Source organism: Pseudomonas oryzihabitans, assembly GCF_001518815.1.
GTDB lineage: Bacteria > Pseudomonadota > Gammaproteobacteria > Pseudomonadales > Pseudomonadaceae > Chryseomonas > Chryseomonas oryzihabitans_E.
On sequence record NZ_CP013987.1, the window covers coordinates 4446099 to 4468607 of the forward strand.

The following is a 22509-nucleotide window of genomic DNA, read 5'->3' on the forward strand; positions in this document are numbered from 1 at the left end:
GGATCTCTCATGCCCACCCCGACGCTGGACACCACCACGACCCGCTGGCTTCCCTGGCTGATCGCCGTCGCCTTCTTCATGCAGTCGCTGGACGCGACCATCGTCAACACCGCCCTGCCGCGCATGGCCGCCGACCTCGGCGAGAATCCCCTGCGCATGCAGGGGGTGGTGATCGCCTACCTGCTCACCGTCGCCCTGCTGATCCCCGCCTCAGGCTGGATCTCCGATCGCTTCGGCAGTCGCCGCGTCTTCTTCACCGCCATCGCCCTCTTCACTTTCGGCTCGCTGCTCTGTGCCCTGGCACCCAGCCTCAACCTGCTGATCGCCGCCCGGGTGATCCAGGGACTGGGAGGCTCGCTGATGCTGCCCGTGGGGCGGCTGGTGATCCTGCGTGTCTATCCCCGCAGCGAACTGGTGCGCATCCTCAGCTTCATCACCATTCCCGGCCTGGTCGGCCCCCTGGCGGGCCCGGCGCTGGGTGGCTGGCTGGTGGAAGCCGTGTCCTGGCACTGGATCTTCCTGATCAACCTGCCGGTCGGGATCCTTGGCTGCCTGGCCACCCGCCGCCTGCTGCCGGACCTGCGCAGCCCCCTGCCCCAGCGCTTCGACGGCCTGGGCTTTCTGCTCTTCGGCACCTCCATGATCCTGATCAGCATCGCCCTGGAAGGTCTCGGTGAACTGCACCTGCCCCATGTGCGGGTGGTGCTGCTGCTGATGGGTGGCATGGCCTGCATGGTCGCCTACTGGCTGCGCGCCCTGCACCACGATCAACCGCTGTTCTCGCCTGAGCTGTTCCGCATCCGCAGCTTCGCGGTGGGCATCTTCGGCAACCTCTTCGCCCGCCTCGGCAGCGGTGCCCTGCCCTTTCTCATCCCATTGCTGTTCCAGGTGGGCCTTGGCTATTCGCCGACCCAGGCCGGTCTGCTGATGATGCCCCTAGCCCTGTCCGCGATGCTCGCCAAGCCCATCGCCGGCCCGCTGATCGGCCGTCTCGGCTATCGTCGCCTGCTGGTGGGCAATACCCTGCTGCTGGGCTGCCTCATCGCCAGCCTCGCCCTGATCGGCCCTTCCACGCCCTTCGTCTGGCTGCTCATCCACCTGGGTATCCTCGGCGCGGTGAACTCCATGCAGTTCACCGCCATGAACACCATCACCCTCATCGACCTGCACGACCAGCAGGCGGCCAGCGGCAACAGCCTGCTGTCGGTGGTGATGCAGCTGGCCATGAGCTTTGGCGTCGCCTGCGCCGCCGCCCTGCTGGGCGGTTTCCAGGACGACTATGGCGATACCGAGGTGCTCTCGGCCTTCCGGGCGACCTTCCTCAGCGTTGGCGCCCTGTCGATGCTGGCGGCGGCGATCTTCCTGCAGGCCTCACGCGAGACCGGTCGACGGATCAAGCCATTGGCCACGGAGCCGGAAAAGAGCGCGCAGAACGTGGAGTGAGAGGCCGGTCGCGCCGATCGGTACGCCAGAAACGAAAAACCCCGGCCAGGCCGGGGTTTTTCGTGAGCTTCGGGCGACGTCAGGTGTCAGATGACCTGTACGCGCTCTGCCTGCATGCCCTTCTGGCCTTGCACGACTTCGAAGCTGACCTTCTGGCCTTCAGCCAGGGTCTTGAAACCAGTGCCTTCGATGGCGCGGAAGTGCACGAACACGTCCGGACCGCTTTCGGGAGTAATGAAGCCATAGCCTTTGGTTTCGTTGAACCACTTGACGGTGCCGTTCTGACGATTCGACATGACGGGTGTTGCTCCTTGGAATAACGGGTTTGTTATTGACACATGCTGGCGCGGCAGTGCGTTGCATAGACCAGACGCCCGGTACTGAGTTGCAAGGAGTAACAAGAATCGAGCAGCAAGGGGTGGACGAAGAGCCTACCGCCTCAGGTCACGATCGACGGCGACCCAAGCAAACACAGTTCTCGAACTCTACGCCATATTTTTCTGGAAAGCGATTACCCTCCGGAGGTCGAATTTGTTTTGTAAAAAGGGTGCTACAGCGCCGATTTTCGACCCATCGAACACCTCTCGCCTACCCGTTCGAAAGGCCTCGCTTCAGCCTGCTCGTCGAAACCGGCACGTAAGGCAGAAAGGCATCCAGGCCCTGAAATCCCCCAGCAAGGAATACCGATGAACGTTACCCCTGTGGAACTGCTGATCAGCGATTGCGATGGCGTACTGGTCGACAGCGAAATCCTCGCCGAACGCGTCGTTCTCGACGGCCTGGCCGTCCATGCGCCACGCGCCGAACTGCAAGCCCTGCTGCACGGCACCTTCGGCCTGACTACCCGGGACATCTTCAACCTGGTCGAGCAGCGCTTCGGCATCACCCTGCCGCCGGCGCTGTTCAGCGACCTGCGCGCCGAGGCCGAAGCCCTGATTTCCACCAGTGTCGAGCCCATTCCCGGCGTGAAGCGCGCCCTGGAAAGCATCGACTTGCCACTGGCGGTCGCTTCCAACAGCCTTAGGCACAGCGTCGAATCCTCGGTCAGGCGCGCCGATCTGGTGGCGCGGGTGGCGGGCCACATCTTCAGTGCCGACATGGTGCCGCAGCCCAAGCCGGCGCCCGATGTCTACCTGCTCGCGGCCAAGACCATGGGCGTCGCGCCGGAGCGCTGCCTGGTGATCGAAGACAGCGCCACGGGCGTCCGGGCAGCCCTGGCCGCGGGCATGCGCGTCATCGGTTTCACCGGCGCTAGCCATATTGCGCTGAGCCACGGCGACACCCTGAGCGCGCTGGGCGTGACCGCGCTGATCGCCCACATGGACGAACTCCCCGAGACCGTTGCCCGGCTACGCGCAGCCGCCACCGGCCAGCAATGAAAAAGGGGCCCTAGGGCCCCTTTTCTTCCTGCGTTACCGGAATCAGGACAAGACCGAACCGACCACCTTGGGCAGCGCCGCCACCGGTGCCATTTCGGCGACCGCGTTCCAGGCCGGTTCGCTGAGCTGGGTTTCCAGCAGCTGGCGGTGGATCGTCTCGCGATGCTGTTGCAGCACGATATCCAGGGCGCGGCTGGGCGTCAGTTCCACATCGTCGAAGGTGACGATCTGGCCGGGCTCCATCGCCCGCTTGAGCACGCTGTGCTTGAGCAGTCCGATCGGCAGGTGATCCGGGCACTCGGCGATCTTCACGGCTTCGCCGCGCACGCTGTAGCCGCCGATACCGCGCTCGATGATGTCGCCAGCCGCCATGGGCTTCTTCATGATCGCAGCCACGCTCAGGGTCGGCGTGGTGGAGTTGTTCAGCAGGATCTTGCCGCCGGCGATGACGCGACGCAGGGTCTTGCCGACTTCCAGGGAGCAGAGGTGGAAGGGGCGTACCAGGACATAGTATGGCCCCTTGCCCAGCTTGAAGTACTCGATGGCGCCGGCCTGGTCTTCGTCATGCCGACCAACCACGAAGACGCCACCCGCCGAGTAGCCACTCGGGATCACGTAGTCGACGATGGGCGTGCCCAACTGCTCGGCCATCTGCGCCAGGATGTTCGCGCTGTCCTGCAGATTGGTCGAGTTCAGGCCTTCGAGACCCTGACGGGTGATGGTGGCGCCATAGTTGTTGCCCACCACCACCTGCTCGATCTGCACCTTGGTGCCATCGGTGAAGGAGGTGGTCTGGTCGACGCTGGTGCCCTGGCGCGCGGACCAGTAGGCCATGTCTTCCGGGGTCGGGTTGTGGTTCAGATAGCCCTTCATGTTGCCGTAGACCAGCGGCTTGAAGCCCATCTGCACGGCTTCTTCATGCAACGCCGCCAGCGAACCCGGCTGGTCGCCCTCGGCCTCGGTCAGGAATCCCTTGCCCGCCAGGTAGGAACCCGTAGTCACCTGCAGCTCGGCATTGATGGTAACTACCTTGATCCCTGCCTCGAAGGCACGTTCGATGATCTCGGTACCGTGGTAGGGGTCGCCACTGCACTCCACCAGTAGATCGCAATGATCGATGAGATCCGCGACCGACTGGGTAAGCGCTTCGGTCAGGGGATAGTCGGTGACCGTGGCGATGGGCCGGCGGGTCAGGACGCGGGTCACGGTCATGTCGTCATAGTGGCGGCTGATGAGGCGAGCCAGGCAGCGCGAGATCATGCCGGTACCGACGATGCCGATACGGGTGACAGGGGATTGGGAGGACATAGGATCGATTCCTTTCAAAGAGAATGTCGGTAGCGAGCAAAGCCACCATGCAAAGTGCCGACCCCAACTACGTGTCCGATCTCTTACAAATGGAAGAACGGCTTCCATCAGAAATTCTTTGACTGGGATCAATCTTTCCGTGCGACTCGAAGCCAAATCAAAAATTCATGACTTCGTAACAGATAGCGACCAATGGCTGCAGATCGCTACCTTTTTTCTTGCCGTCCAGCGACGGCCGTTCAACTCGTCGGTTCTGCACGCTCCGTAACTGCGTTACCGCGCGCCCAATAGCCACGGCGGAACAGGTCACGTTCGCCCAGGACCAGCAACAGCACCAGGAAGCCCAGCATCGCCACGCTGATGCTGACGATCAGCTCCAACAGACCGACCGGCTTGGGCAACAGGAAACTCAGCAGGGCCACCGCGCTGCCGGCGCTGAACCAGCGCAGCAGCAGCGACAGATGCAGACCGGCGAGGGAATGACGATAGAGCGCCACGGCCATGAACAGCGCCTGCAGGAAAGCCCCGGTGGTAAAGGAATAGGCCAGACCCTGGGCGCCGAACGGCTGATAAAGACAGGCATCCAGGGCCACGGTGATGAAGGAACTGGCCAGGGTGGCATAGAGGAAGGTCTTGGCGCGCTGCTGCGACAGCAGGGCCCGGCCCCACAGCAGGGCCAGCCCCATCCAGGGCAGACCTAGGGCATAGGCCACTACCAGGGTCGCGGTCGCCGCACTCTGCTCGGCGCCAAAGGCACCGCGCTCCAGTAGGACCTTGACCACCGGTTCCGAATAGCTGAACAGCACCACCGAGGCCGGTACCAGGAACAGCAGGGTGCCGAGCAGCGCCTTGCGCATCAGCGCGGCGTACTTGTCGGCATTGCCCTCGTTCCAGCTGCGGGTCAGCTCGGGAAAAATCATGGCCAGGATGGACAGCGCATAGAGCGTGAGCGGAATGGTCACGATGCGGTAGGAGAAGGACAGCATGGTGATGTTGCCCTCCGCCAGCAGCGAGGCGAAGAAGCGCTCCGCCAGCATGCAGCCCTGCTGGGCGCCGGCGGCGAGCAACACGGGGGCGAAAGTCACCGCGAAGGGGCTGCCCTCGGGCTTTTCCATCGCCACCGAACGCTGGCTGAGATAGCCGAGGCGACGATGCTGGATGACGATCAGCAATACCTGAGGCAGCAGCATGCCAGTGAACAGCGCGATACCACTCGGCTGCAGGATTACGATGGCCAGGATGGCACCCAGATTGAGCATCAGCGTGCGAGTCATCGGCAGGATGAAGATGCGATCCAGGTTGAGCAGCGCGCCTTGGCAATAGAGGATGGCCTGGACGCAGATCAGCAGGGTACCGACGGCGAAGACCAGCTTGCCCGTCTCGACCTGCTCATCGCTCCAGCCCGGCGCCAGGGCGTGCATCAGCCAGGGACTGGCGAGGACGCCGATCACCGACAGCAGGAGACCGAACAGCCCGATGCGCCAGTACAGCCAGCGGCCGACCTGCTCGTACTGGGCATTGCACCTGTCGCGGATGCGCTGCAGATAGGGAATCATGGCATCGCGCAAGGCGAGGCCGAAGAAGCTCTCGAAGAACACCGGCAGAATGAGGGCGACGAAGATGAGGTCGGCTTCCCAGCTCACACCGAATTGCCGGGCGATCAGCAGGTCGCGCAGGAATCCCAGCAGGAAGCTGGCGACGGTGATGGCCAGGATGATAAGCGTCGAACTCACGCCCGCACCTCGATTGGCCGGGACAGGCCAAGCGCAGTAATACGCAGACGGATAGGGAAGGCGTGCATTGAGCGGTCTCGTTCCGTGAGCCGGAGGTGATCCGGATAAAGGCGGGCAGAGCTGCCCGTTTGGTCCAGACTCAGAGACCAGCTTCCGCGCTTAAGTTTCCCGATGCAATTCCAGAGACATGCAGAAATGTCGAACGATTGGCAAATTGCCATGACTGACCAGGTCCTGACCGCCGAGCGGTAGCCCTTGCAATCCTGCGGCAAGCCAACTACTGTATATATAACCAGATACAGAATACGAGGTGACGCATGGCCGTCGAAGTGTTGTATCGCAGCAGCCGAGATCCGGAGCGCCTGTTCATGGATAAAGCCGAAGCCGATCGTCACGATAAAATGTTGGAGCTGGCCGAGTCGCTCGCCAGCGTGCTGGACAAGGCCGTCCCCGGTCTTGCCGAGAAGCAGTGCGAGGACCTGGGCCTGTTCATGGCCCGCAATCGAGAGATCTTCGCCCGGGCGTTCCGCAATCAGCCCGACGCCCTGGGCGAGCTGGACCTGCCCAGCTAGCAAGGGGCGGCGTCACTCGGTTAGCCTGGGAAGAGATCTGAGCCGGAGAAAGCCTCTTGTCCCTTCCCATCATCTTCGATACCGATCCTGGCGTGGACGACGCCCAGGCCATCGCCCTGCTGTTTGCCGATCCCGAATTCGAGGTGATCGGCCTGACGACGACCTTTGGCAACGTGCCGGTCGCCACGGCGACCCGCAACGCCCTGCTGCTCACCGAGCTGGCCGGACGGGACACGCCCGTCGCCGCGGGTGTCGCCGAACCCCTGATCAAGCCGGCCGGCAACCATGCCCTGCATGTGCATGGCCAGGATGGCCTGGGCAACCAGCAGCTCCCCGAGCCAAGCCAGACGCCCCATGCCCTGGACGCCGCGCGTTTCATCGTCGAGCAGACCCGCCTGCGACCGGGTGAGATCACCCTGGTGGCGGTCGGGCCGCTGGGTAACCTGGCCCTCGCCCTGGCGCTGGATCCCACGGTCGCCGATCGCGTCCGTGAGGTCGTGGTGATGGGCGGCGCCATCGTCGAGCCAGGCAACGTCACGCCCGTGGCGGAAGCCAACATCTTTTCCGACCCCCATGCCGCGGCGCGGGTGTTCGGCGCTTCCTGGCCGCTGACCCTGGTCGGCCTGGATGCCACCCACCGCGCCGTGCTCGACCCGCCACGCCTGCAACGCATCGCCGCGTGCCAGGGCGCTCTGGGTGAGGTACTCGCCCGGAGCTATGACTTCTATGCGGACTTCTACCGCAGCGTGAAGGACATCGACGGCTGCCATCCCCACGACAGCTGCGCCCTCGCCTATCTGCGGCGACCCGAGCTGTTCCATACCGCCCGCGGCCACCTCAGCGTCGGTACCGAGGGCCTGGCGGAAGGCCAGACCTTTTTCGCGCCCGAAGGTCGGGTCTACCAGGATGGACGCTGGTCCGGCAATCCACCGATGACCGTCTGCCTAGGCATGGACGGCGCGGCCATGGTGGCCTGGATGGAAGAGGTCCTGACCGCAGCGGCGCAGTAACCAGTCAAGCATCCAAGGCCGTGCGCGCCGCCTTGCAGCGCGCGCACGGCAGCCTGCGCCAGGCGACTGGCAGCTCTGCCCCGCCCAAGCGTTCAGCAGGCATAAAAAAGGCCCCGCAAGGGGCCTTTTCTACATCCCGGATCAGTTGACCTTGGGATCCAGTTCGCCGCGGGCATAGCGCTCGAACATGGCATCCAGGGAGATCGGCTTGATCTTGGAGGCCTGGCCGGCGGTGCCGAAGGCTTCGTAACGGGCGATGCAGACTTCGCGCATGGCGGTCACGGTCTTGGCCAGGTATTTGCGCGGATCGAACTCGCTACGGTTCTTGGCCATGAACTCGCGGATGGCACCAGTGGAGGCCAGACGCAGGTCGGTATCGATGTTGACCTTGCGGACGCCGTACTTGATGCCTTCGACGATCTCTTCGACCGGCACGCCGTAGGTTTCCTTGATGTCGCCACCGTACTCGTTGATGATCTTCAGCCACTCCTGGGGCACCGAGCTGGAGCCGTGCATGACTAGGTGGGTGTCCGGGATGCGCGCATGGATTTCCTTGATGCGCTGGATAGACAGGGTGTCCCCGGTCGGCGGCTTGGTGAACTTGTAGGCGCCGTGGCTGGTGCCGATGGCGATGGCCAGGGCATCGACCTTGGTGGCCTTGACGAACTGGGCGGCCTCTTCCGGATCGGTCAGCAGCTGGCTGTGATCCAGGGTACCTTCGGCGCCCACGCCGTCTTCTTCACCGGCCATGCCGGTTTCCAGGCTGCCCAGGCAACCCAGCTCACCTTCCACGGACACGCCACAGGCATGGGCGAAGGCCACGGTCTGCTGGGTAACGCGCACGTTGTAGTCGTAGTCCGACGGCGTCTTGCCGTCGGCCATCAGCGAGCCGTCCATCATCACCGAGGAGAAGCCCAGCTGGATGGAGCGCTGGCAGATGTCGGGGGTGGTGCCGTGGTCCTGGTGCATGACCACCGGGATGTGCGGGAATTCTTCCACCGCGGCCAGGATCAGGTGACGCAGGAAGGGAGCGCCGGCATACTTGCGGGCACCGGCGGAGGCCTGAACGATGACCGGCGAATCGGTCTTGTCGGCGGCTTCCATGATGGCGCGCATCTGCTCGAGGTTGTTGACGTTGAAGGCCGGGACGCCATAGCCGAATTCGGCGGCGTGATCCAGCAGCTGACGCATGCTGACGAGTGCCATTGGTGATTATCTCCCTACAAAGGCGGTGGTGGCGCCAGCCTGCATGAGCGGCTGGCAGGGTTCAAGCGGCCGACCCCTGGCCGCTGTGGATTAATCGGTTCAGCTGACATTCGCCGCTTCAAGGCGTCCGGCAGCCACGGCCGATGAGGTCGTTGTTGGCGATCCAGTAGACAAGTCCCTGGTCGCCACGAATATGGAAAGCCACCAGCCCATCGGTATAGGACTGGCCATCGGTGGCCGGTTCGCGGTTGAGATGACGGATCAGGCCATCGCCTTCCAGCTTGAGGTCGACGATGGACTGGCTGCGATCCACATAGCGCCAGTCGAAGGCCGCCTTGGAATCGCAGACCCAGTGCGTCCAGCCGCCGGTCTGCTGCGCACCGCGGCCGGCACAGCCGGCCAACAGGGCGAGACTCAGCAGACCGAGGGCGAACGTACGCCCCTTCACTGGGCGCAGCCGCTGGTGGGACGACCGGCATTGGCGTTGCCGGTGAGCGTGTCCACGCGCTCGTTGTTCTGTGCCGTCGGGGTAGCGGCGGACACCGGCGGCGGCGAGAACACCGCGCAGGCCTTGTCGGCATTGCCGCCGGCACAACCGGCCAGCACGAATACAGCGGAACACACGAGCAGCGGCGTACGCATGGCGATTACTCCTGGGCGCGTTGCTGGAGGACTTCCACGGCCGGCAGGACCTTGCCCTCGACGAATTCGAGGAAGGCGCCGCCACCGGTGGAGATATAGGAGACCTTCTCACCGATGCCGTACTTGTCGATGGCGGCCAGGGTGTCGCCACCGCCGGCAATGGAGAAGGCGTCGCTGTCGGCGATAGCCTGGGCCAGGGTGCGGGTGCCTTCGCCGAACTGATCGAATTCGAAGACGCCTACCGGCCCGTTCCAGAGGATGGTCTTGGCCGACTTCAGCAGGTCGGCGAATTGCTGGGCGCTGACCGGGCCGATGTCGAGGATCATGTCGTCGTCGGCCACGTCGTTGATGGACTTGGTGACGGCTTCGGCGGTCTCGGCGAATTCCTTGGCGACCACCACGTCCACCGGCAGTGGCACGCTGACCTTGGCGGCGATGGCCTTGGCGGTGTCCACCAGATCGGCTTCATACAGCGACTTGCCGACCTTGTAGCCGGCCGCGGCCAGGAAGGTGTTGGCGATGCCACCGCCGACGATCAGCTGGTCGCAGATCTGCGCCAGGGAGTTGAGCACGTCCAGCTTGGTGGAGACCTTGGAGCCAGCGACGATGGCGGCCATGGGGCGGGCGGGGTTGCCCAGCGCCTTGCCCAGGGCATCCAGCTCGCCGGCCAGCAGCGGACCGGCCGCGGCGACCTTGGCGAACTTGGCCACGCCATGGGTCGAGCCCTCGGCGCGATGGGCGGTGCCGAAGGCATCCATGACGAAGACGTCGCACAGGGCGGCGTATTGCTTCGCCAGCTCGTCGGCGTTCTTCTTCTCGCCCACGTTGAAGCGCACGTTTTCCAGCAGCACCAGCTGGCCCGGCTCGACCTGGACGCCGCCCAGGTAATCTTTCACCAGCGGCACCTCGCGGCCCAGGGCCTTGCCCAGGTAGGCAGCGACGGGCGCCAGGCTGTTTTCCTCGCTGAATTCGCCCTCGGTGGGACGGCCCAGGTGCGAGCAGACAATCACCGCGGCACCCTTTTCCAGGGCCAGCTTGAGGGTGGGCAGGGCGGCGACCAGACGGGCATCGCTCTTGATCTGGCCTTCCTTCACCGGAACGTTGAGGTCTTCGCGAATCAGGACGCGCTTACCCTTCAGATCGAGGTCGCTCATTTTCAACACGGACATACAGGCAATCCCTTAGTTGTGCTTGTTTCAGGTGGGCTTGGCGATGCGCAGCCAATGGCCGGCGACGTCGAGCATGCGGTTGGCGAAGCCCCATTCGTTGTCGAACCAGACCAGCAGGTTGACCAGCCGGGGGCCGGAGACGCGGGTCTGGCTGCCATCGACGATGGCGGAATGAGGATCGTGGTTGAAATCGCAGGAGGCGTGGGGCAACTCGGTGTAGTCGATCAGCCCGGCCAGGGGGCCGCTCTGCGCGGCGTCACGCAACAGGGTGTTGAGCGCTGGAGCGTTGGTGTCCTGGCCGACGATGCAGGTGATGTCCAGACAGGAGACGTTGACCGTGGGCACGCGCACGGCACGGGCCTGGATGCGCCCGCCGAGCTCCGGCAGCAGGCGCTCGATGCCTCGCGCCAGGCCGGTCGCCACCGGAATGATCGACTGGAACGCCGAACGCGTCCGCCGCAGATCTTCGGCATGGTAGGCGTCGATCACAGGCTGGTCGTTCATGGCCGAGTGAATCGTGGTGATGGAGACGTACTCCAGACCCAAGGTCTCGTGCAAAAGTTTCAGCACCGGGACGCTGCAGTTGGTGGTACAGGAGGCATTCGAGACCAAGGCCTCGTCACCGCGCAGGGTCTGCTGGTTGACCCCGTAGACCACGGTGGCGTCCACGTCGGTCTCGCTGACCATGGGCTGGGAGAACAGCACCCGCGGGGCGCCAGCGGCCAGAAAGCGCCCGGCCTCGACGCGGGTGCTGAAGGCACCGGAGCATTCCAATACCAGATCGACGTCCAGCGCCGCCCAGTCGACCCGCTCGGGCTCGGCCTCGCGGCGGATCTCAAGGGCCTGGTCGCCGATGCGTAGTCGCTCGCCGTCCAGCGCTACCCGGCCGGGAAAGCGGCCATGGGTGGAATCGAAGCGGGTCAGGTATTCGAGGCTGGGCCGGTCGGCCAGGTCGTTGAGGGCAACGATGCTCAGCTCCGTCGTCGTGCCCCGCTCGTGCAGGGCACGCAACACGCAACGACCGATACGACCGTAGCCGTTGAGAGCGAGGCGATAGCGAGCGGAACTCATGCGTGAACGGACTCGGGCGCAAGCGAAAGGCCGATTATGCGGCGGTTCGACGACGAATGGGAGTCGCCAGGGTAGCCCACCTGCCTTTCTCACTACAAAAAAGCGCCCTCCTTGGCAGACGCAGAAAAATTCCGCCGTCTGGCTTGGACGTCCTGCGGTATCCGGGTCGGAACGCTGTCTGCCGTGAATGGGCAGAGGTAGCTCCCAGGGAAGCCCCTGCCTGCGATGCCCTAGCGGAAACGGTCATCGAAGGCTGATAGAGCAGAGCCATGACCTGGATCAAAAACCCTACTTGTTGTGCTGTAGAAATTAGAAAACACCATATGTAGTATCTGGACCGAACTTGAGGCCCAAGCCGCACTCGAAGGAAAAGACCCGCATCGCCACGGCGAACGCCGGCTGGCGCTAGGCTTTTTCCCTTGAGTTCGCCCCATTAAGGACAGGAGTCAGCCATGACCATCACCATCTACAGCAAGCCCGCCTGCGTGCAGTGCAACGCCACCTATCGCGCCCTGGACCGTCAGGGGATCACCTATGAGGTGGTGGATATCGAGCAGGATGCCCAGGCGCGCCAGACCGTGGAGTCCCTGGGCTATCGCCAGGTGCCGGTGGTGGTGGCCGGTGATGACCACTGGGCCGGTTTCCGCCCGGACAAGCTCGGTCAGCTGGTGGCCTGAGGCCAGGGCCATGGGTGAGCTGCTGTATTTCTCCAGCACCTCGGAGAACACCCACAGATTCGTCGAGAAACTCGGTCTGCCGGCGCGGCGTATCCCTCAGGATCCCGCCGCCGAACCGCTCAAGGCCCGCGAGCCCTACATCCTGGTCTTGCCGACCTATGGCGGCGGGGGCAGCAAGGGCGCGGTGCCCAAGCCGGTGATCCATTTTCTCAACGATCCGCACAATCGCGCCCTGATCCGCGGCGTCATCGCCGCCGGCAACACCAACTTCGGCGAGGGCTACTGCCTGGGTGGACGCATCGTCGCCCAGAAATGCGCGGTGCCCCTGCTCTACCAATTCGAATTGCTCGGCACGACGGAGGACGTCGACCGGGTGCGCACGGGAGTGAACGACTTTTGGCAACGTCAGGCCTGACCCCGACCGGCAGCGACGCGGACTATCACGCACTCAATGCCATGCTCAATCTCTATGGCCCCAATGGCGAGCTGCAGCTCGACAAGGACCGCCAGGCGGCGCGGCAATACTTCCTGCAGCACGTCAACCAGAACACGGTGTTCTTCCATAACCTGGACGAGAAACTTGGCTATCTGGTGGACAAGGGCTACTACGAGGCGGCGGTGCTGGAGCAGTACGCCCCGGCCTTCGTGAAGGCGCTGTTCGAGCGCGCCTATGCCTACAAATTCCGTTTCCAGAGCTTTCTCGGCGCCTTCAAGTACTACACCAGCTACACCCTCAAGACCTTCGACGGCCAGCGCTACCTGGAACGCTACGAGGATCGGGTGTGCATGGTCGCCCTGAGTCTGGCGCGTGGTGACGAACGCCTGGCCGAGTCCCTGGTGGACGAGATGATCAGCGGGCGCTTCCAGCCGGCCACCCCGACCTTTCTCAACGCCGGCAAGCGCCAGCGCGGCGAGCTGGTGTCCTGCTTCCTCCTGCGCATCGAAGACAACATGGAGTCCATCGGCCGCGCGGTTAATTCGGCGCTGCAGCTCTCCAAGCGCGGCGGCGGCGTGGCCTTCCTGCTGAGCAACGTGCGCGAGGTCGGGGCACCGATCAAGCGCATCGAGAACCAGTCCTCCGGCATCATCCCGATCATGAAGCTCCTGGAAGACGCCTTCTCCTACGCCAACCAGCTGGGGTCGCGCCAGGGCGCCGGGGCGGTCTATCTCAACGCCCACCATCCGGACATCCTCAGGTTCCTCGATACCAAGCGCGAGAACGCCGACGAGAAGATCCGCATCAAGACCCTTTCCCTCGGCGTGGTGATTCCCGACATCACCTTCGAGCTGGCCAAGCGCAATGCCGACATGTACCTCTTCTCGCCCTACGACGTGGAGCGGGTCTATGGCGTGCCCTTCGCCGACATCAGCGTCAGCGAGAAATACGCGGAGATGGTCGCCGATGCGCGCATCCGCAAGCGCAAGATCAACGCCCGGGAATTCTTCCAGACCCTGGCGGAGATCCAGTTCGAGTCCGGCTACCCGTACCTGATGTTCGAAGACACGGTGAATCGCGCCAACCCCATCGCCGGGCGCATCAACATGAGCAACCTCTGCTCGGAGATCCTGCAGGTCAACACCCCCAGCCGTTTCGACGAAGACCTGGGCTACGAGCACATCGGCCAGGACATCTCCTGCAACCTGGGCTCGCTGAACATCGCCCGCACCATGGATTCACCGGACCTGGGCCGCACCGTGGAAACCGCCATCCGCGGTCTCACCGCGGTCTCGGAGATGAGCGACATCCGTTGTGTGCCCTCGGTGGCCGCCGGCAACGCCGCCTCCCACGCCATCGGCCTGGGACAGATGAACCTCCATGGCTACCTGGCCCGCGAGCATATCCACTACGGTTCGGCGGAAGGCCTGGACTTCACCAACCTCTATTTCTACACCGTCACCTACCACGCGGTGCGCGCCTCCAATCGCCTGGCCATCGAACGTGGCCAGAGCTTCCAGGGTTTCGCCGATTCCAAGTACGCCAGCGGCGAGTACTTCGATCAGTACACCGAGGGCGACTTCACCCCGCGTACCCCGCGGGTGGCAGAGCTGTTCGAGATGGCCGGCATCCGCCTGCCGACCCGCGCTGATTGGCAGGAACTCAAGGCCTCGGTGATGCAGCACGGGCTGTTCAACCGCAACCTCCAGGCCATCCCGCCCACTGGGTCGATCTCCTATATCAACCACTCCACTTCGAGCATTCACCCCATCGTTGCCAAGGTGGAGATCCGCAAGGAAGGCAAGCTGGGCCGCGTCTACTACCCGGCGCCCTACCTGGCCGACGACAACCAGGAGTATTACCAGGATGCCTACGAGATCGGCCCGGAAAAGATCATCGACACCTATGCCGAGGCCACGCGCCATGTCGACCAGGGGCTGTCGCTGACGCTGTTCTTCCGCGACACCGCCACCACCCGCGACATCAACCGGGCGCAGATCTATGCCTGGAAGAAAGGCATCAAGACGCTCTATTACATCCGCCTGCGCCAGGCCGCCCTGGAAGGCACCGAGGTGCAGGGCTGCGTGTCCTGCAGCCTGTGAGGAAATCGCCATGAACGCACCCGTCAACGCGCCGCGCCTGAATCGCATCAACGCCATCAACTGGAACCGTATCCAGGACGACAAGGACCTGGAAGTGTGGAACCGTCTGACCGGCAACTTCTGGCTGCCGGAAAAGATCCCGCTGTCCAACGACATCCCCTCCTGGGCGACCCTGACGCCCAAGGAGCAGCAGCTGACCATCCGCGTCTTCACCGGCCTGACCCTGCTGGACACCATCCAGAACGCCGTGGGCGCCCCGACCCTGCTGGCCGATGCCGTCACCCCCCACGAAGAGGCGGTGATCGCCAACATCGGCTTCATGGAAGCGGTGCATGCGCGCTCCTACAGCTCGATCTTTTCTACCCTCTGCTCGACGCCGGATGTGGACGAGGCCTATCGCTGGAGCGAGGAGAATCCCTATCTGCAGACCAAGGCCGACCTGATCCTGGCGCGCTACCACGCGGACGACCCGCTGCTGCGCAAGGTGGCCAGCGTCTTCCTGGAGTCCTTCCTCTTCTATTCGGGCTTCTATCTGCCGATGTACTGGTCCAGCCGCGCCAAGCTGACCAACACCGCCGACCTGATCCGCCTGATCATTCGCGACGAGGCGGTGCACGGCTACTACATCGGCTACAAATTCCAGCAGGCCCTGGCCAAGGAAAGCCCGGAGCGCCGCCAGCAGGTCAAGGACTTCGCCTACGAACTCCTGCAGGACCTCTACGACAACGAGGTGGCCTACACCGAGGACCTCTACGACAGCGTCGGCTGGAGCGAGGACGTGAAGAAATTCCTCCACTACAACGCCAACAAGGCGCTGATGAACCTGGGCTTCGAGGCGCTGTTCCCCAGCAGCATGACCGACGTCAGCCCGGCGATCCTAGCCGCCCTGTCGCCCAGCGCCGACGAGAACCACGACTTCTTTTCCGGCTCGGGCTCGTCCTACGTCATCGGCAAGGCGGTGAGTACCGAAGACGAGGATTGGAATTTCTGAGCTAATTCGCTGCTCCAGCAAGCCCCTTTCTCCCTGGGAGAGGGCTGAGGTGAGGGCGCCCCTCGCGACGAAGTCCTCAGCGGAAAAGGCTGCGCCGTTTTCCACGCTACGGCGTTGAACCGGCCGCCTGCTCCGAAAACTCCCTCTCCCTCTGGGAGAGAGTTGGGGTGAGGGCGCGCCTCGCGACGAGGTCCTCAGCGGAAAAGGCTGCGCCGTTTTCCAGGCTACGGCGTTGAGCCGGCCGCCTGCTCCGAAAACTCCCTCTCCCTCTGGGAGAGGGTTGGGGTGAGGGCGCGCCTCGCGACGAGGTCCTCAGCGGAAAAGGCTGCGCCGTTTTCCAGGCTAAGGCGTTGAGCCGGCCGCCTGCTCCGAAAACTCCCTCTCCCTCTGGGAGAGGGCTGGGGTGAGGGCGCCCCTCGCGACGAGGTCCTCAGCGGAAAAGGCTGCGCCATTTTCCAGGCTACGGCGCTGATGCCTGATCGCGGCCATGGGCCGCTCCTACAGAAGCTTGACGTTCCTGTAGGAGCGGCCGCATCGGCGGACCGCCATGGCCGCGATAGATCTCTACCTCAGCGGTCCTGTCCGAAAACGGCCAGTCACCCCTACCCGGCCGGTGCTAACCTGCCGCCATGAACGCCTTCCCCGACATTCCCGCCTTCGAACGTGCCCGCCTGGCGCGGGACCCGCGTTTCGACGGCCTGTTCTATACCGCGGTGCTCACCACCGGCATCTATTGCCGACCGGTGTGCCCGGCGCAACCGCCACGCCCGGAAAACGTCAGCTACTACCCCAGCGCCGCGGCCGCCGAGGCCGCCGGCTATCGCCCCTGCCTGAGATGCCGCCCGGAACTCTCCCCTGCCGGCGGCCACTGGCAACGCGGCGACGCCACCCTGGCCCGCGCCCTGCGGCTGATGGACGAAGGCCTGGAGGACGGCGGTCTTCCTGCCCTCGCCGCCCGGCTCGATCTCAGCGAACGCCAGTTGCGGCGACTGTTCGTCGAACGCCTGGGCGCCGCGCCCCTGGCGGTGCTGACCACCCGCCGACTCCTGTTCGCCAAGCAGTTGCTCAGCGAGACCCGGCTGCCGATCACCGAGGTGGCCCTGGCCGCCGGCTTCGGCAGCCTCAGGCGCTTCAATACCGCCTTTCGCGACGCCTACGACCTGGCCCCCAGCCAGGTGCGCAAGGGTCAGGCCGCGCCTTCGCCAGTGCTGGTCCTGCGTCTGGCCTATCGTCCGCCCTACGACTTCGCCGCCCAGCTGGATTTTCTCCGCGGTCATGCGCTGCCCGGCGTCGAGGTGCTGGACGACAGCAGCTATGCCCGGGTGATCGGCACGCCCGAACAGCCCGGCTGGCTGCGCGTTTCGGCTTGGGATGCCGACACACCGGCGCTGCGTCTGGAGCTGCACGGCGCCGCGCCCGGCGAGCTGCAGGCCGCGGTGGCACGTATCCGCCGCATGTTCGATCTGGATGCCGATCCGGAAGCCATCGCCCAGGGCCTGGCGGTCGATCCGACCCTGGCCGAGCTGGTGGCGCGCCGGCCGGGCCTGCGCCTGCCCAGTGGCTGGGACGGCTTCGAGATCGCCGTGCGCGCCGTCATCGGCCAGCAGGTCAGCGTGGTGGCGGCCACCACCATGACCGCCCGGGTGGTGCAGCGCTTCGGGCGTCCCTGGGGCGAGCCCGGCCATGAGGCCAGTCGTCCGCCGGCCGGCCTGCACCACTTCTTTCCCACAGTGGAGGCCCTGGCCGAGGCCGCCTTGGAAGACCTCACCGGCCTCGGCCTGATCCGCGCCCGCGCCGGCACCCTGGGCACCGTGGCCCGGGCCTTGCGCGCCGGCGAGGTGGACTTCGACACCGGACGCACCTTGGACGACTTCACCCGGCGCTGGATCGCCCTCAAGGGCATCGGCCCCTGGACCGCCCAGTACATCGCCCTGCGCGCCCTGGCCCACCCCGATGCCTGTCCGGTGGAAGACCTGGTGCTGCAGAAACGCCTGGCACCGCCCGGCGAGCGCCTGACCGCCAAGGCACTGTATGCCCGAGCAGAGGCCTGGCGGCCCTGGCGCGCCTATGGGGTGATGCAGGTCTGGCGCGAAGCCACCTGGAAGGCCCCCGCCGACACTCCCGCCGAACCCGTCCCCACCCATCTCGCCAAGGAGTCGCCCTGATGATCGCCTATTGCCTGTTGGACAGCCCCATCGGCCCTATCACCCTGGCCGCCGACGACAGCGGTCTGCGCGTGGTGGAATTTCCCGAGAATCGCTACCTGGCCAAGCGCGACAGCAGCTGGGTCGCCGCCGACCATCCGATTCTGGCCCTGACCCGCACGCAACTTGGCGAGTATTTCGCCGGCCGACGCCAGCGCTTCGAGCTACCCCTGGCGCCGCGCGGCACCCCCTTTCAGCTGGAGGTCTGGCAGGCCCTGGCGGAGATTCCTCACGGCCAGACCTGGAGCTACGGCCAACTGGCCAGCCATCTGGGCCGGCCCCAGGCGCGGCGCGCGGTGGGCGCTGCCAATGGCCGCAACCCATTGCCCATCGTGCTGCCCTGCCACCGGGTGATAGGGGCGTCCGGCGCCCTGACCGGCTTTGGCGGGGGGTTGCCGACCAAGCAATTCCTGCTGGAACTGGAAGGAGCCTTGCCACCGCAGCAGGATCTCCTCGCCTTGGGCTAGACCGCTACTGCGCCAGAATTCGCCTGTGAAATCGCTCTAGAATGCGCCTCTTGCAGCTTGAACCTATGCAGTCTGGCTGATCACATGGGAGTTTTCGATTCGCAAGGATGCGATCCGATGTTCACTCCAGCCGATACCCCTCAGTTCACCCTGACGCTGGACGGCGTCGCCCATGATTTCCAGATCCTCGCCTTCGAGGGCACCGAGGCCATCGGTAGGCCCTATCGCTTCCAGCTGGAGCTGGTCAGCGAACGACCGGACTGGCCGCTGGAATCGCTGCTGCATCGCCGCGCCTTTCTCGGCCTGGGCCCGGGGGACGCGGGTATCCACGGTCAGATCGCCGCCGTCGCCCAGGGGGATTCCGGCCACCGCCTGACCCGTTATCGCATCGAACTGGTGCCGCGCCTGGCCTACCTCGCCCACCGGACCAATTCCCGCATCTTCCAGGGGCTCAGCGTCCCCGAGATCCTCGCCCAGTTGCTCCAGGAACACGGCATCCTCGAAGGCGACTATCGCTTCGCCCTGGGTCCGACGGTCTATCCGACGCGCGACTACTGCGTGCAATACGGCGAAAGCGATCTCGCCTTTCTCAATCGGCTTTGCGAAGAAGAGGGCCTGCACTATCACCATCAACAGCGCCGCGACGGCCATGTGCTGGTGTTTGGCGATGATGCCACCTGCTTCCCACGGCTCGGCGCCACCCGCTATCTACCCAGCAGCGGGCTGGTGGCGGACGAAGCGGTGATCAGCCATTTCGCGGTCGGCCTGCAGACCCGTAGCAGTGCCGCCACCCTGCGTGACCACGACCCTCTGCAGCCGCGGCTACGCCTGGAAAGCCGGGCGGACGCGACTTCACCACCCGCCCTGGAACACTATGGCTTTCCCGGTCGTTTCATCGATCGCGAAACGGGCAAGCGCCTGAGCGCACGGCGTCTGGAGAGCCTGAGGCTCGACGCCCACCAGGCACAGGGCACGAGCGATCGAGCAGGCCTGCTGAGTGGTCACTTCCTGCCGCTGGAGCAGCATCCCCATGGCGACTGGAACCAGCTCTGGTTGCTGACCGAGATCCACCATCAGGGGCGCCAGCCCCAGGTACTGGAAGAAAGCCTGCCCAACCCGTCTGTGGAGGATGGCTTGCGCCAAGGCTATCGCAACACCTTCGTCGCCCTCCCCTCGACGGTGCCCTTTCGCCTGCCCCGCTGTCATCCCAGACCGACCGTGCTGGGCGCCCAGACTGCCGTGGTGACTGGCCCGGCCGGCGAGGAGATCCACTGCGACGCCCTCGGCCGAATCAAGGTGCAATTCCACTGGGATCGCCAGGGCCAGGCGGATGAGCGCACCAGCTGCTGGCTGCGCGTCGCCAGCGGCTGGGCCGGGGCGGGCTACGGCGCCCTGAGCGTGCCGCGGATCGGCATGGAGGTGCTGGTGGGCTTTCTCGAAGGCGATCCCGACCAGCCGCTGGTGATCGGCTGCCTGCATCACGCCGAACACCGACCGCCGCTGGGGCTGCCCCGGGACAGGACCCGCAGCACCTTCAAGAGCCTGAGCAGCCCGGGAGGCAACGGTTACAACGAACTGCGCCTGGAGGATCGCCAGGGCCAGGAGGAAATCCACCTCCATGCCCAGCGCGACTGGGACGAACGTATCGGTCATGACCACCGCAGCGAGATTGGCCACGAGCGCCATCAGCGGATCGGCGCCAACAGCTACAGCACCTTCCACGCCGAGGAGCACCGCATCACCCATGGCGAACGCCGCACCGAGGTGCGCGCCGATGACCACCTGGACGTCAGCGAGAGTCAGCACCTGCGCCTGGATGGCGGCCTGTTCGTCGAAGCCGGTAGCGAAATCCAGCTGCAAAGCGGACAGAAGATCGTCCTCGAAGCCGGCGCCCACCTGACGCTCAAGGCTGGCGGCAGCTTCGTCCAGCTGGATGCCGGGGGCGTCACCCTGGTGGGGCCGAGCATTCGGGTGAATCCCTGAGCGCCTGCTGAATGTCAGGCATGAAAAAGCCCCGCCTAGGCGGGGCTTTTCGTATTACCGCGGCACACTCAGTCTTCCAGCAACTCGCCGGCGACAGCCAGGACGTTGTCCAGGGTGAAGCCGAAGTGCTCGAAGAGCGCCGCCGCCGGAGCGGATTCGCCGTAGGTGTGCATGCCGATGATACGACCGTCGAGACCGACGTACTTGTACCAGAAGTCGGCGATGCCGGCCTCGATGGCGATGCGCGCGCCAACTTCCACCGGCAGGACCTGCTGGCGGTACTCGGGGCTCTGGCGGTCGAAGACGCTGGTGCTGGGCATGGAGACCACGCGCACCTGGCGACCTTCGGCGGTCAGGCGGTCATAGGCCTGCACCGCCAGACCCACTTCGGAACCGGTGGCGATGAGGATCAGCTCGGGTTCGCCCACACAGTCCTTGAGCACGTAGCCACCACGGGCGGCGTTGCCCAGGGTGGCTTCGTCGCGCACGCTGTGGATCAGGTTCTGGCGGGAGAAGATCAGCGCGCTGGGGCCGTCGCGACGTTCCAGGGCCGAGGTCCAGGCGATGGCGGATTCCACCGCGTCGGCCGGACGCCAGGTGTCCAGGTTGGGGGTGTAGCGCAGCGAGGCCAGCTGCTCCACCGGCTGGTGGGTGGGGCCGTCCTCGCCGAGGCCGATGGAGTCGTGGGTGAAGACATAGAGCACCCGCTGCTTCATCAGCGCCGACATGCGCACCGCGTTGCGGGCGTATTCCATGAACATCAGGAAGGTGGCGCCGTAGGGCACCAGGCCGCCGTGCAGGGCGACGCCGTTCATGATGGCGCTCATGCCGAATTCACGCACGCCGTAGTGGACATAGTTGCCGCTGGCGTCTTCGGCGGTGACGCCCTTGGCGCCCTTCCACAGGGTCAGGTTGGAGCCGGCCAGGTCGGCGGAACCGCCGAGCAGCTCGGGCAGCAGCGGACCAAAGAACTGCAGGGCGTTCTGGCTGGCCTTGCGGCTGGCGATGGTCTCGCCCTTGCTGGCGACGTCCTGGATGAAGGCGGCGGCGCGCTCGGCGAAATCGGCGGGCAGGTCACCGGCCATGCGGCGCTTGAACTCGGCGGCCAGCTGCGGATGGGCCTGGGCGTAGGCGGCGAAACGCTCGTTCCACTCGGCCTCGGCGGTGGCGCCGCGCTCCCGGGCACTCCACTCGGCATAGATGTCGGCGGGGATCTCGAAAGGCGCATGGGACCAGCCGAGCAATTCGCGCGCGGCCTGGATCTCGTCGTTGCCCAGGGGGGCGCCGTGGCACTCTTCCTTGCCCTGCTTGTGTGGGGCGCCGTAGCCGATCACGGTCTTGCAGCAGATCAGGGTGGGCTTGTCGCTCTTGCGCGCGGTGTCCAGGGCGGTCTGGATCTCGTCGGCGTCATGGCCGTCGACGTTGCGGATCACCTGCCAGCCATAGCTCTCGAAGCGCTTGGGGGTGTCGTCGGTGAACCAGCCCTCGACCTCGCCATCGATGGAGATGCCGTTGTCGTCGTAGAAGGCGATCAGCTTGGACAGGCCCAGGGTGCCGGCCAGGGAGCAGACCTCGTGGGAGACGCCTTCCATCATGCAGCCATCGCCCAGGAAGGCGTAGGTATGGTGGTCGACGATCTGGTGGCCATCGCGGTTGAACTGGGCGGCCATGACCTTTTCCGCCAGGGCGAAGCCCACGGCGTTAGCGATGCCCTGGCCCAGCGGCCCGGTGGTGGTCTCGATACCCGGGGCGTAGCCGTACTCGGGGTGGCCCGGGGTCTTGCTATGCAGTTGACGGAAATTCTTCAGGTCATCGATGGACAGGTCGTAGCCGGACAGGTGCAGCAGCGAATAGATGAGCATGGAGCCGTGGCCGTTGGACAGCACGAAGCGGTCACGGTCGGCCCACTGGGGATTGCCAGGGTTGTGCTTGAGCTGATCGTGCCAGAGCACTTCGGCGATATCGGCCATACCCATGGGGGCGCCGGGGTGGCCACTGTTGGCCTTTTGCACGGCATCCATGCTGAGGGCACGGATGGCGTTGGCTCGATCACGACGGCTGGGCATTGCGGTGTCTCCTGGCAGAGGCAGAGCGAAAGGGCGGCCATTTTCGCTCA

General features: G+C 65.0%; 20 protein-coding genes. 11 read left to right on the forward strand and 9 right to left on the reverse strand.

Features of this window, described 5'->3' with window-relative positions:
* Positions 1-9: 9 nt before the first annotated feature.
* Positions 10-1443 carry a multidrug transporter subunit MdtD gene (mdtD, locus tag APT59_RS20295; RefSeq protein WP_059316492.1) on the forward strand — a complete coding sequence of 478 codons (1434 nt, stop codon included), beginning with the start codon at positions 10-12 and terminating at the stop codon, positions 1441-1443.
* An 86-nt stretch (positions 1444-1529) separates the two neighbouring features.
* Here mdtD and APT59_RS20300 read toward each other — a convergent pair whose 3' ends face one another.
* Positions 1530-1739 (reverse strand): cold-shock protein, encoded by a 210-nt coding sequence (locus tag APT59_RS20300; protein ID WP_017639480.1) that lies wholly within the window; start codon positions 1737-1739, stop codon positions 1530-1532.
* A gap of 390 nt (positions 1740-2129) precedes the next feature.
* Between APT59_RS20300 and APT59_RS20305 the strand changes: the two genes are divergently transcribed.
* On the forward strand, positions 2130-2822 hold the full coding sequence (locus tag APT59_RS20305; protein ID WP_059316493.1) for an HAD family hydrolase: 693 nt from the start codon (positions 2130-2132) through the stop codon (positions 2820-2822).
* A gap of 42 nt (positions 2823-2864) precedes the next feature.
* On the opposite strand, the gene APT59_RS20310 is transcribed toward APT59_RS20305, so the two are convergent.
* Positions 2865-4082, reverse strand: a complete 1218-nt coding sequence (locus tag APT59_RS20310; protein WP_237140629.1) for an NAD(P)-dependent oxidoreductase — start codon at positions 4080-4082, stop codon at positions 2865-2867.
* Between the two features lie 287 nt (positions 4083-4369).
* Complete coding sequence (locus APT59_RS20315) at positions 4370-5863, reverse strand: lipid II flippase MurJ (protein WP_059316495.1); 1494 nt, start codon at positions 5861-5863, stop codon at positions 4370-4372.
* Positions 5864-6180: 317 nt separating this feature from the next.
* Here APT59_RS20315 and APT59_RS20320 point away from each other — a divergent pair, with 317 nt between their 5' ends.
* Both APT59_RS20320 and APT59_RS20325 read left to right on the forward strand, forming a co-directional pair.
* Entirely contained in the window at positions 6181-6435 is a 255-nt protein-coding gene (locus APT59_RS20320; RefSeq protein WP_059316496.1) for a YebG family protein, read from the forward strand.
* A 56-nt stretch (positions 6436-6491) separates the two neighbouring features.
* A complete protein-coding gene (locus APT59_RS20325; RefSeq protein ID WP_059316497.1) occupies positions 6492-7445 on the forward strand; it encodes a nucleoside hydrolase in 954 nt (317 codons plus the stop codon).
* A gap of 141 nt (positions 7446-7586) precedes the next feature.
* Here the strand turns inward: APT59_RS20325 and fba are convergent, their stop codons facing one another.
* The 5 genes from fba to epd all read right to left on the reverse strand — a co-directional run bounded on the left by fba (position 7587) and on the right by epd (position 11533).
* Complete coding sequence (fba, locus tag APT59_RS20330) at positions 7587-8651, reverse strand: class II fructose-bisphosphate aldolase (protein ID WP_059316498.1); 1065 nt, start codon at positions 8649-8651, stop codon at positions 7587-7589.
* Between the two features lie 118 nt (positions 8652-8769).
* Complete coding sequence (locus tag APT59_RS20335) at positions 8770-9099, reverse strand: MliC family protein (RefSeq protein ID WP_059316499.1); 330 nt, start codon at positions 9097-9099, stop codon at positions 8770-8772.
* Positions 9096-9293, reverse strand: a complete 198-nt coding sequence (locus tag APT59_RS20340) for a hypothetical protein (protein ID WP_059316500.1) — start codon at positions 9291-9293, stop codon at positions 9096-9098. The genes APT59_RS20335 and APT59_RS20340 overlap by 4 nt, the downstream gene beginning before the upstream one ends.
* A gap of 5 nt (positions 9294-9298) precedes the next feature.
* Positions 9299-10462, reverse strand: a complete 1164-nt coding sequence (locus APT59_RS20345) for a phosphoglycerate kinase (protein WP_059316501.1) — start codon at positions 10460-10462, stop codon at positions 9299-9301.
* A gap of 27 nt (positions 10463-10489) precedes the next feature.
* Positions 10490-11533, reverse strand: a complete 1044-nt coding sequence (gene epd, locus APT59_RS20350; RefSeq protein WP_059316502.1) for an erythrose-4-phosphate dehydrogenase — start codon at positions 11531-11533, stop codon at positions 10490-10492.
* Positions 11534-11985: 452 nt separating this feature from the next.
* On the opposite strand from epd, the gene nrdH reads away from it, so the two are divergent.
* The 7 genes from nrdH to tssI all read left to right on the forward strand — a co-directional run bounded on the left by nrdH (position 11986) and on the right by tssI (position 20393).
* Positions 11986-12210 carry a glutaredoxin-like protein NrdH gene (gene nrdH, locus APT59_RS20355; protein WP_017639470.1) on the forward strand — a complete coding sequence of 75 codons (225 nt, stop codon included), beginning with the start codon at positions 11986-11988 and terminating at the stop codon, positions 12208-12210.
* 10 nt (positions 12211-12220) lie between these two features.
* Positions 12221-12625, forward strand: a complete 405-nt coding sequence (nrdI, locus tag APT59_RS20360; protein ID WP_027598230.1) for a class Ib ribonucleoside-diphosphate reductase assembly flavoprotein NrdI — start codon at positions 12221-12223, stop codon at positions 12623-12625.
* 41 nt (positions 12626-12666) lie between these two features.
* On the forward strand, positions 12667-14748 hold the full coding sequence (nrdE, locus tag APT59_RS20365; protein WP_059316959.1) for a class 1b ribonucleoside-diphosphate reductase subunit alpha: 2082 nt from the start codon (positions 12667-12669) through the stop codon (positions 14746-14748).
* A gap of 10 nt (positions 14749-14758) precedes the next feature.
* Positions 14759-15739 (forward strand): class 1b ribonucleoside-diphosphate reductase subunit beta, encoded by a 981-nt coding sequence (gene nrdF / locus APT59_RS20370; protein WP_059316503.1) that lies wholly within the window; start codon positions 14759-14761, stop codon positions 15737-15739.
* A 629-nt stretch (positions 15740-16368) separates the two neighbouring features.
* Positions 16369-17904 carry a DNA-3-methyladenine glycosylase 2 gene (locus tag APT59_RS20375; protein ID WP_059316504.1) on the forward strand — a complete coding sequence of 512 codons (1536 nt, stop codon included), beginning with the start codon at positions 16369-16371 and terminating at the stop codon, positions 17902-17904.
* The gene (locus APT59_RS20380) at positions 17901-18410 is read left to right on the forward strand and encodes a methylated-DNA--[protein]-cysteine S-methyltransferase (protein ID WP_420480529.1); all 510 of its coding nucleotides are present in this window, start codon (positions 17901-17903) and stop codon (positions 18408-18410) included. The genes APT59_RS20375 and APT59_RS20380 overlap by 4 nt, the downstream gene beginning before the upstream one ends.
* Before the next feature lie 117 nt (positions 18411-18527).
* On the forward strand, positions 18528-20393 hold the full coding sequence (tssI, locus tag APT59_RS20385; RefSeq protein ID WP_059316506.1) for a type VI secretion system tip protein TssI/VgrG: 1866 nt from the start codon (positions 18528-18530) through the stop codon (positions 20391-20393).
* A 68-nt stretch (positions 20394-20461) separates the two neighbouring features.
* Here the strand turns inward: tssI and tkt are convergent, their stop codons facing one another.
* Complete coding sequence (tkt, locus tag APT59_RS20390; protein WP_059316507.1) at positions 20462-22459, reverse strand: transketolase; 1998 nt, start codon at positions 22457-22459, stop codon at positions 20462-20464.
* Positions 22460-22509: the final 50 nt, after the last annotated feature.

Excerpts from the sequence above, each read along its gene's own strand:
- epd (WP_059316502.1), bottom strand. The coding sequence starts at position 11,533 with ATGAGTTCCGCTCGCTATCGCCTCGCTCTCAACGGCTACGGTCGTATC.
- APT59_RS20305 (WP_059316493.1), top strand. The coding sequence starts at position 2,130 with ATGAACGTTACCCCTGTGGAACTGCTGATCAGCGATTGCGATGGCGTA.
- APT59_RS20320 (WP_059316496.1), top strand. The coding sequence starts at position 6,181 with ATGGCCGTCGAAGTGTTGTATCGCAGCAGCCGAGATCCGGAGCGCCTG.
- mdtD (WP_059316492.1), top strand. The coding sequence starts at position 10 with ATGCCCACCCCGACGCTGGACACCACCACGACCCGCTGGCTTCCCTGG.
- APT59_RS20345 (WP_059316501.1), bottom strand. The coding sequence starts at position 10,462 with ATGTCCGTGTTGAAAATGAGCGACCTCGATCTGAAGGGTAAGCGCGTC.
- nrdH (WP_017639470.1), top strand. The coding sequence starts at position 11,986 with ATGACCATCACCATCTACAGCAAGCCCGCCTGCGTGCAGTGCAACGCC.
- nrdE (WP_059316959.1), top strand. The coding sequence starts at position 12,667 with ATGCTCAATCTCTATGGCCCCAATGGCGAGCTGCAGCTCGACAAGGAC.
- tssI (WP_059316506.1), top strand. The coding sequence starts at position 18,528 with ATGTTCACTCCAGCCGATACCCCTCAGTTCACCCTGACGCTGGACGGC.
- APT59_RS20375 (WP_059316504.1), top strand. The coding sequence starts at position 16,369 with ATGAACGCCTTCCCCGACATTCCCGCCTTCGAACGTGCCCGCCTGGCG.
- nrdF (WP_059316503.1), top strand. The coding sequence starts at position 14,759 with ATGAACGCACCCGTCAACGCGCCGCGCCTGAATCGCATCAACGCCATC.
- fba (WP_059316498.1), bottom strand. The coding sequence starts at position 8,651 with ATGGCACTCGTCAGCATGCGTCAGCTGCTGGATCACGCCGCCGAATTC.
- nrdI (WP_027598230.1), top strand. The coding sequence starts at position 12,221 with ATGGGTGAGCTGCTGTATTTCTCCAGCACCTCGGAGAACACCCACAGA.
- APT59_RS20310 (WP_237140629.1), bottom strand. The coding sequence starts at position 4,082 with ATGATCTCGCGCTGCCTGGCTCGCCTCATCAGCCGCCACTATGACGAC.
- APT59_RS20300 (WP_017639480.1), bottom strand. The coding sequence starts at position 1,739 with ATGTCGAATCGTCAGAACGGCACCGTCAAGTGGTTCAACGAAACCAAA.
- APT59_RS20340 (WP_059316500.1), bottom strand. The coding sequence starts at position 9,293 with ATGCGTACGCCGCTGCTCGTGTGTTCCGCTGTATTCGTGCTGGCCGGT.
- tkt (WP_059316507.1), bottom strand. The coding sequence starts at position 22,459 with ATGCCCAGCCGTCGTGATCGAGCCAACGCCATCCGTGCCCTCAGCATG.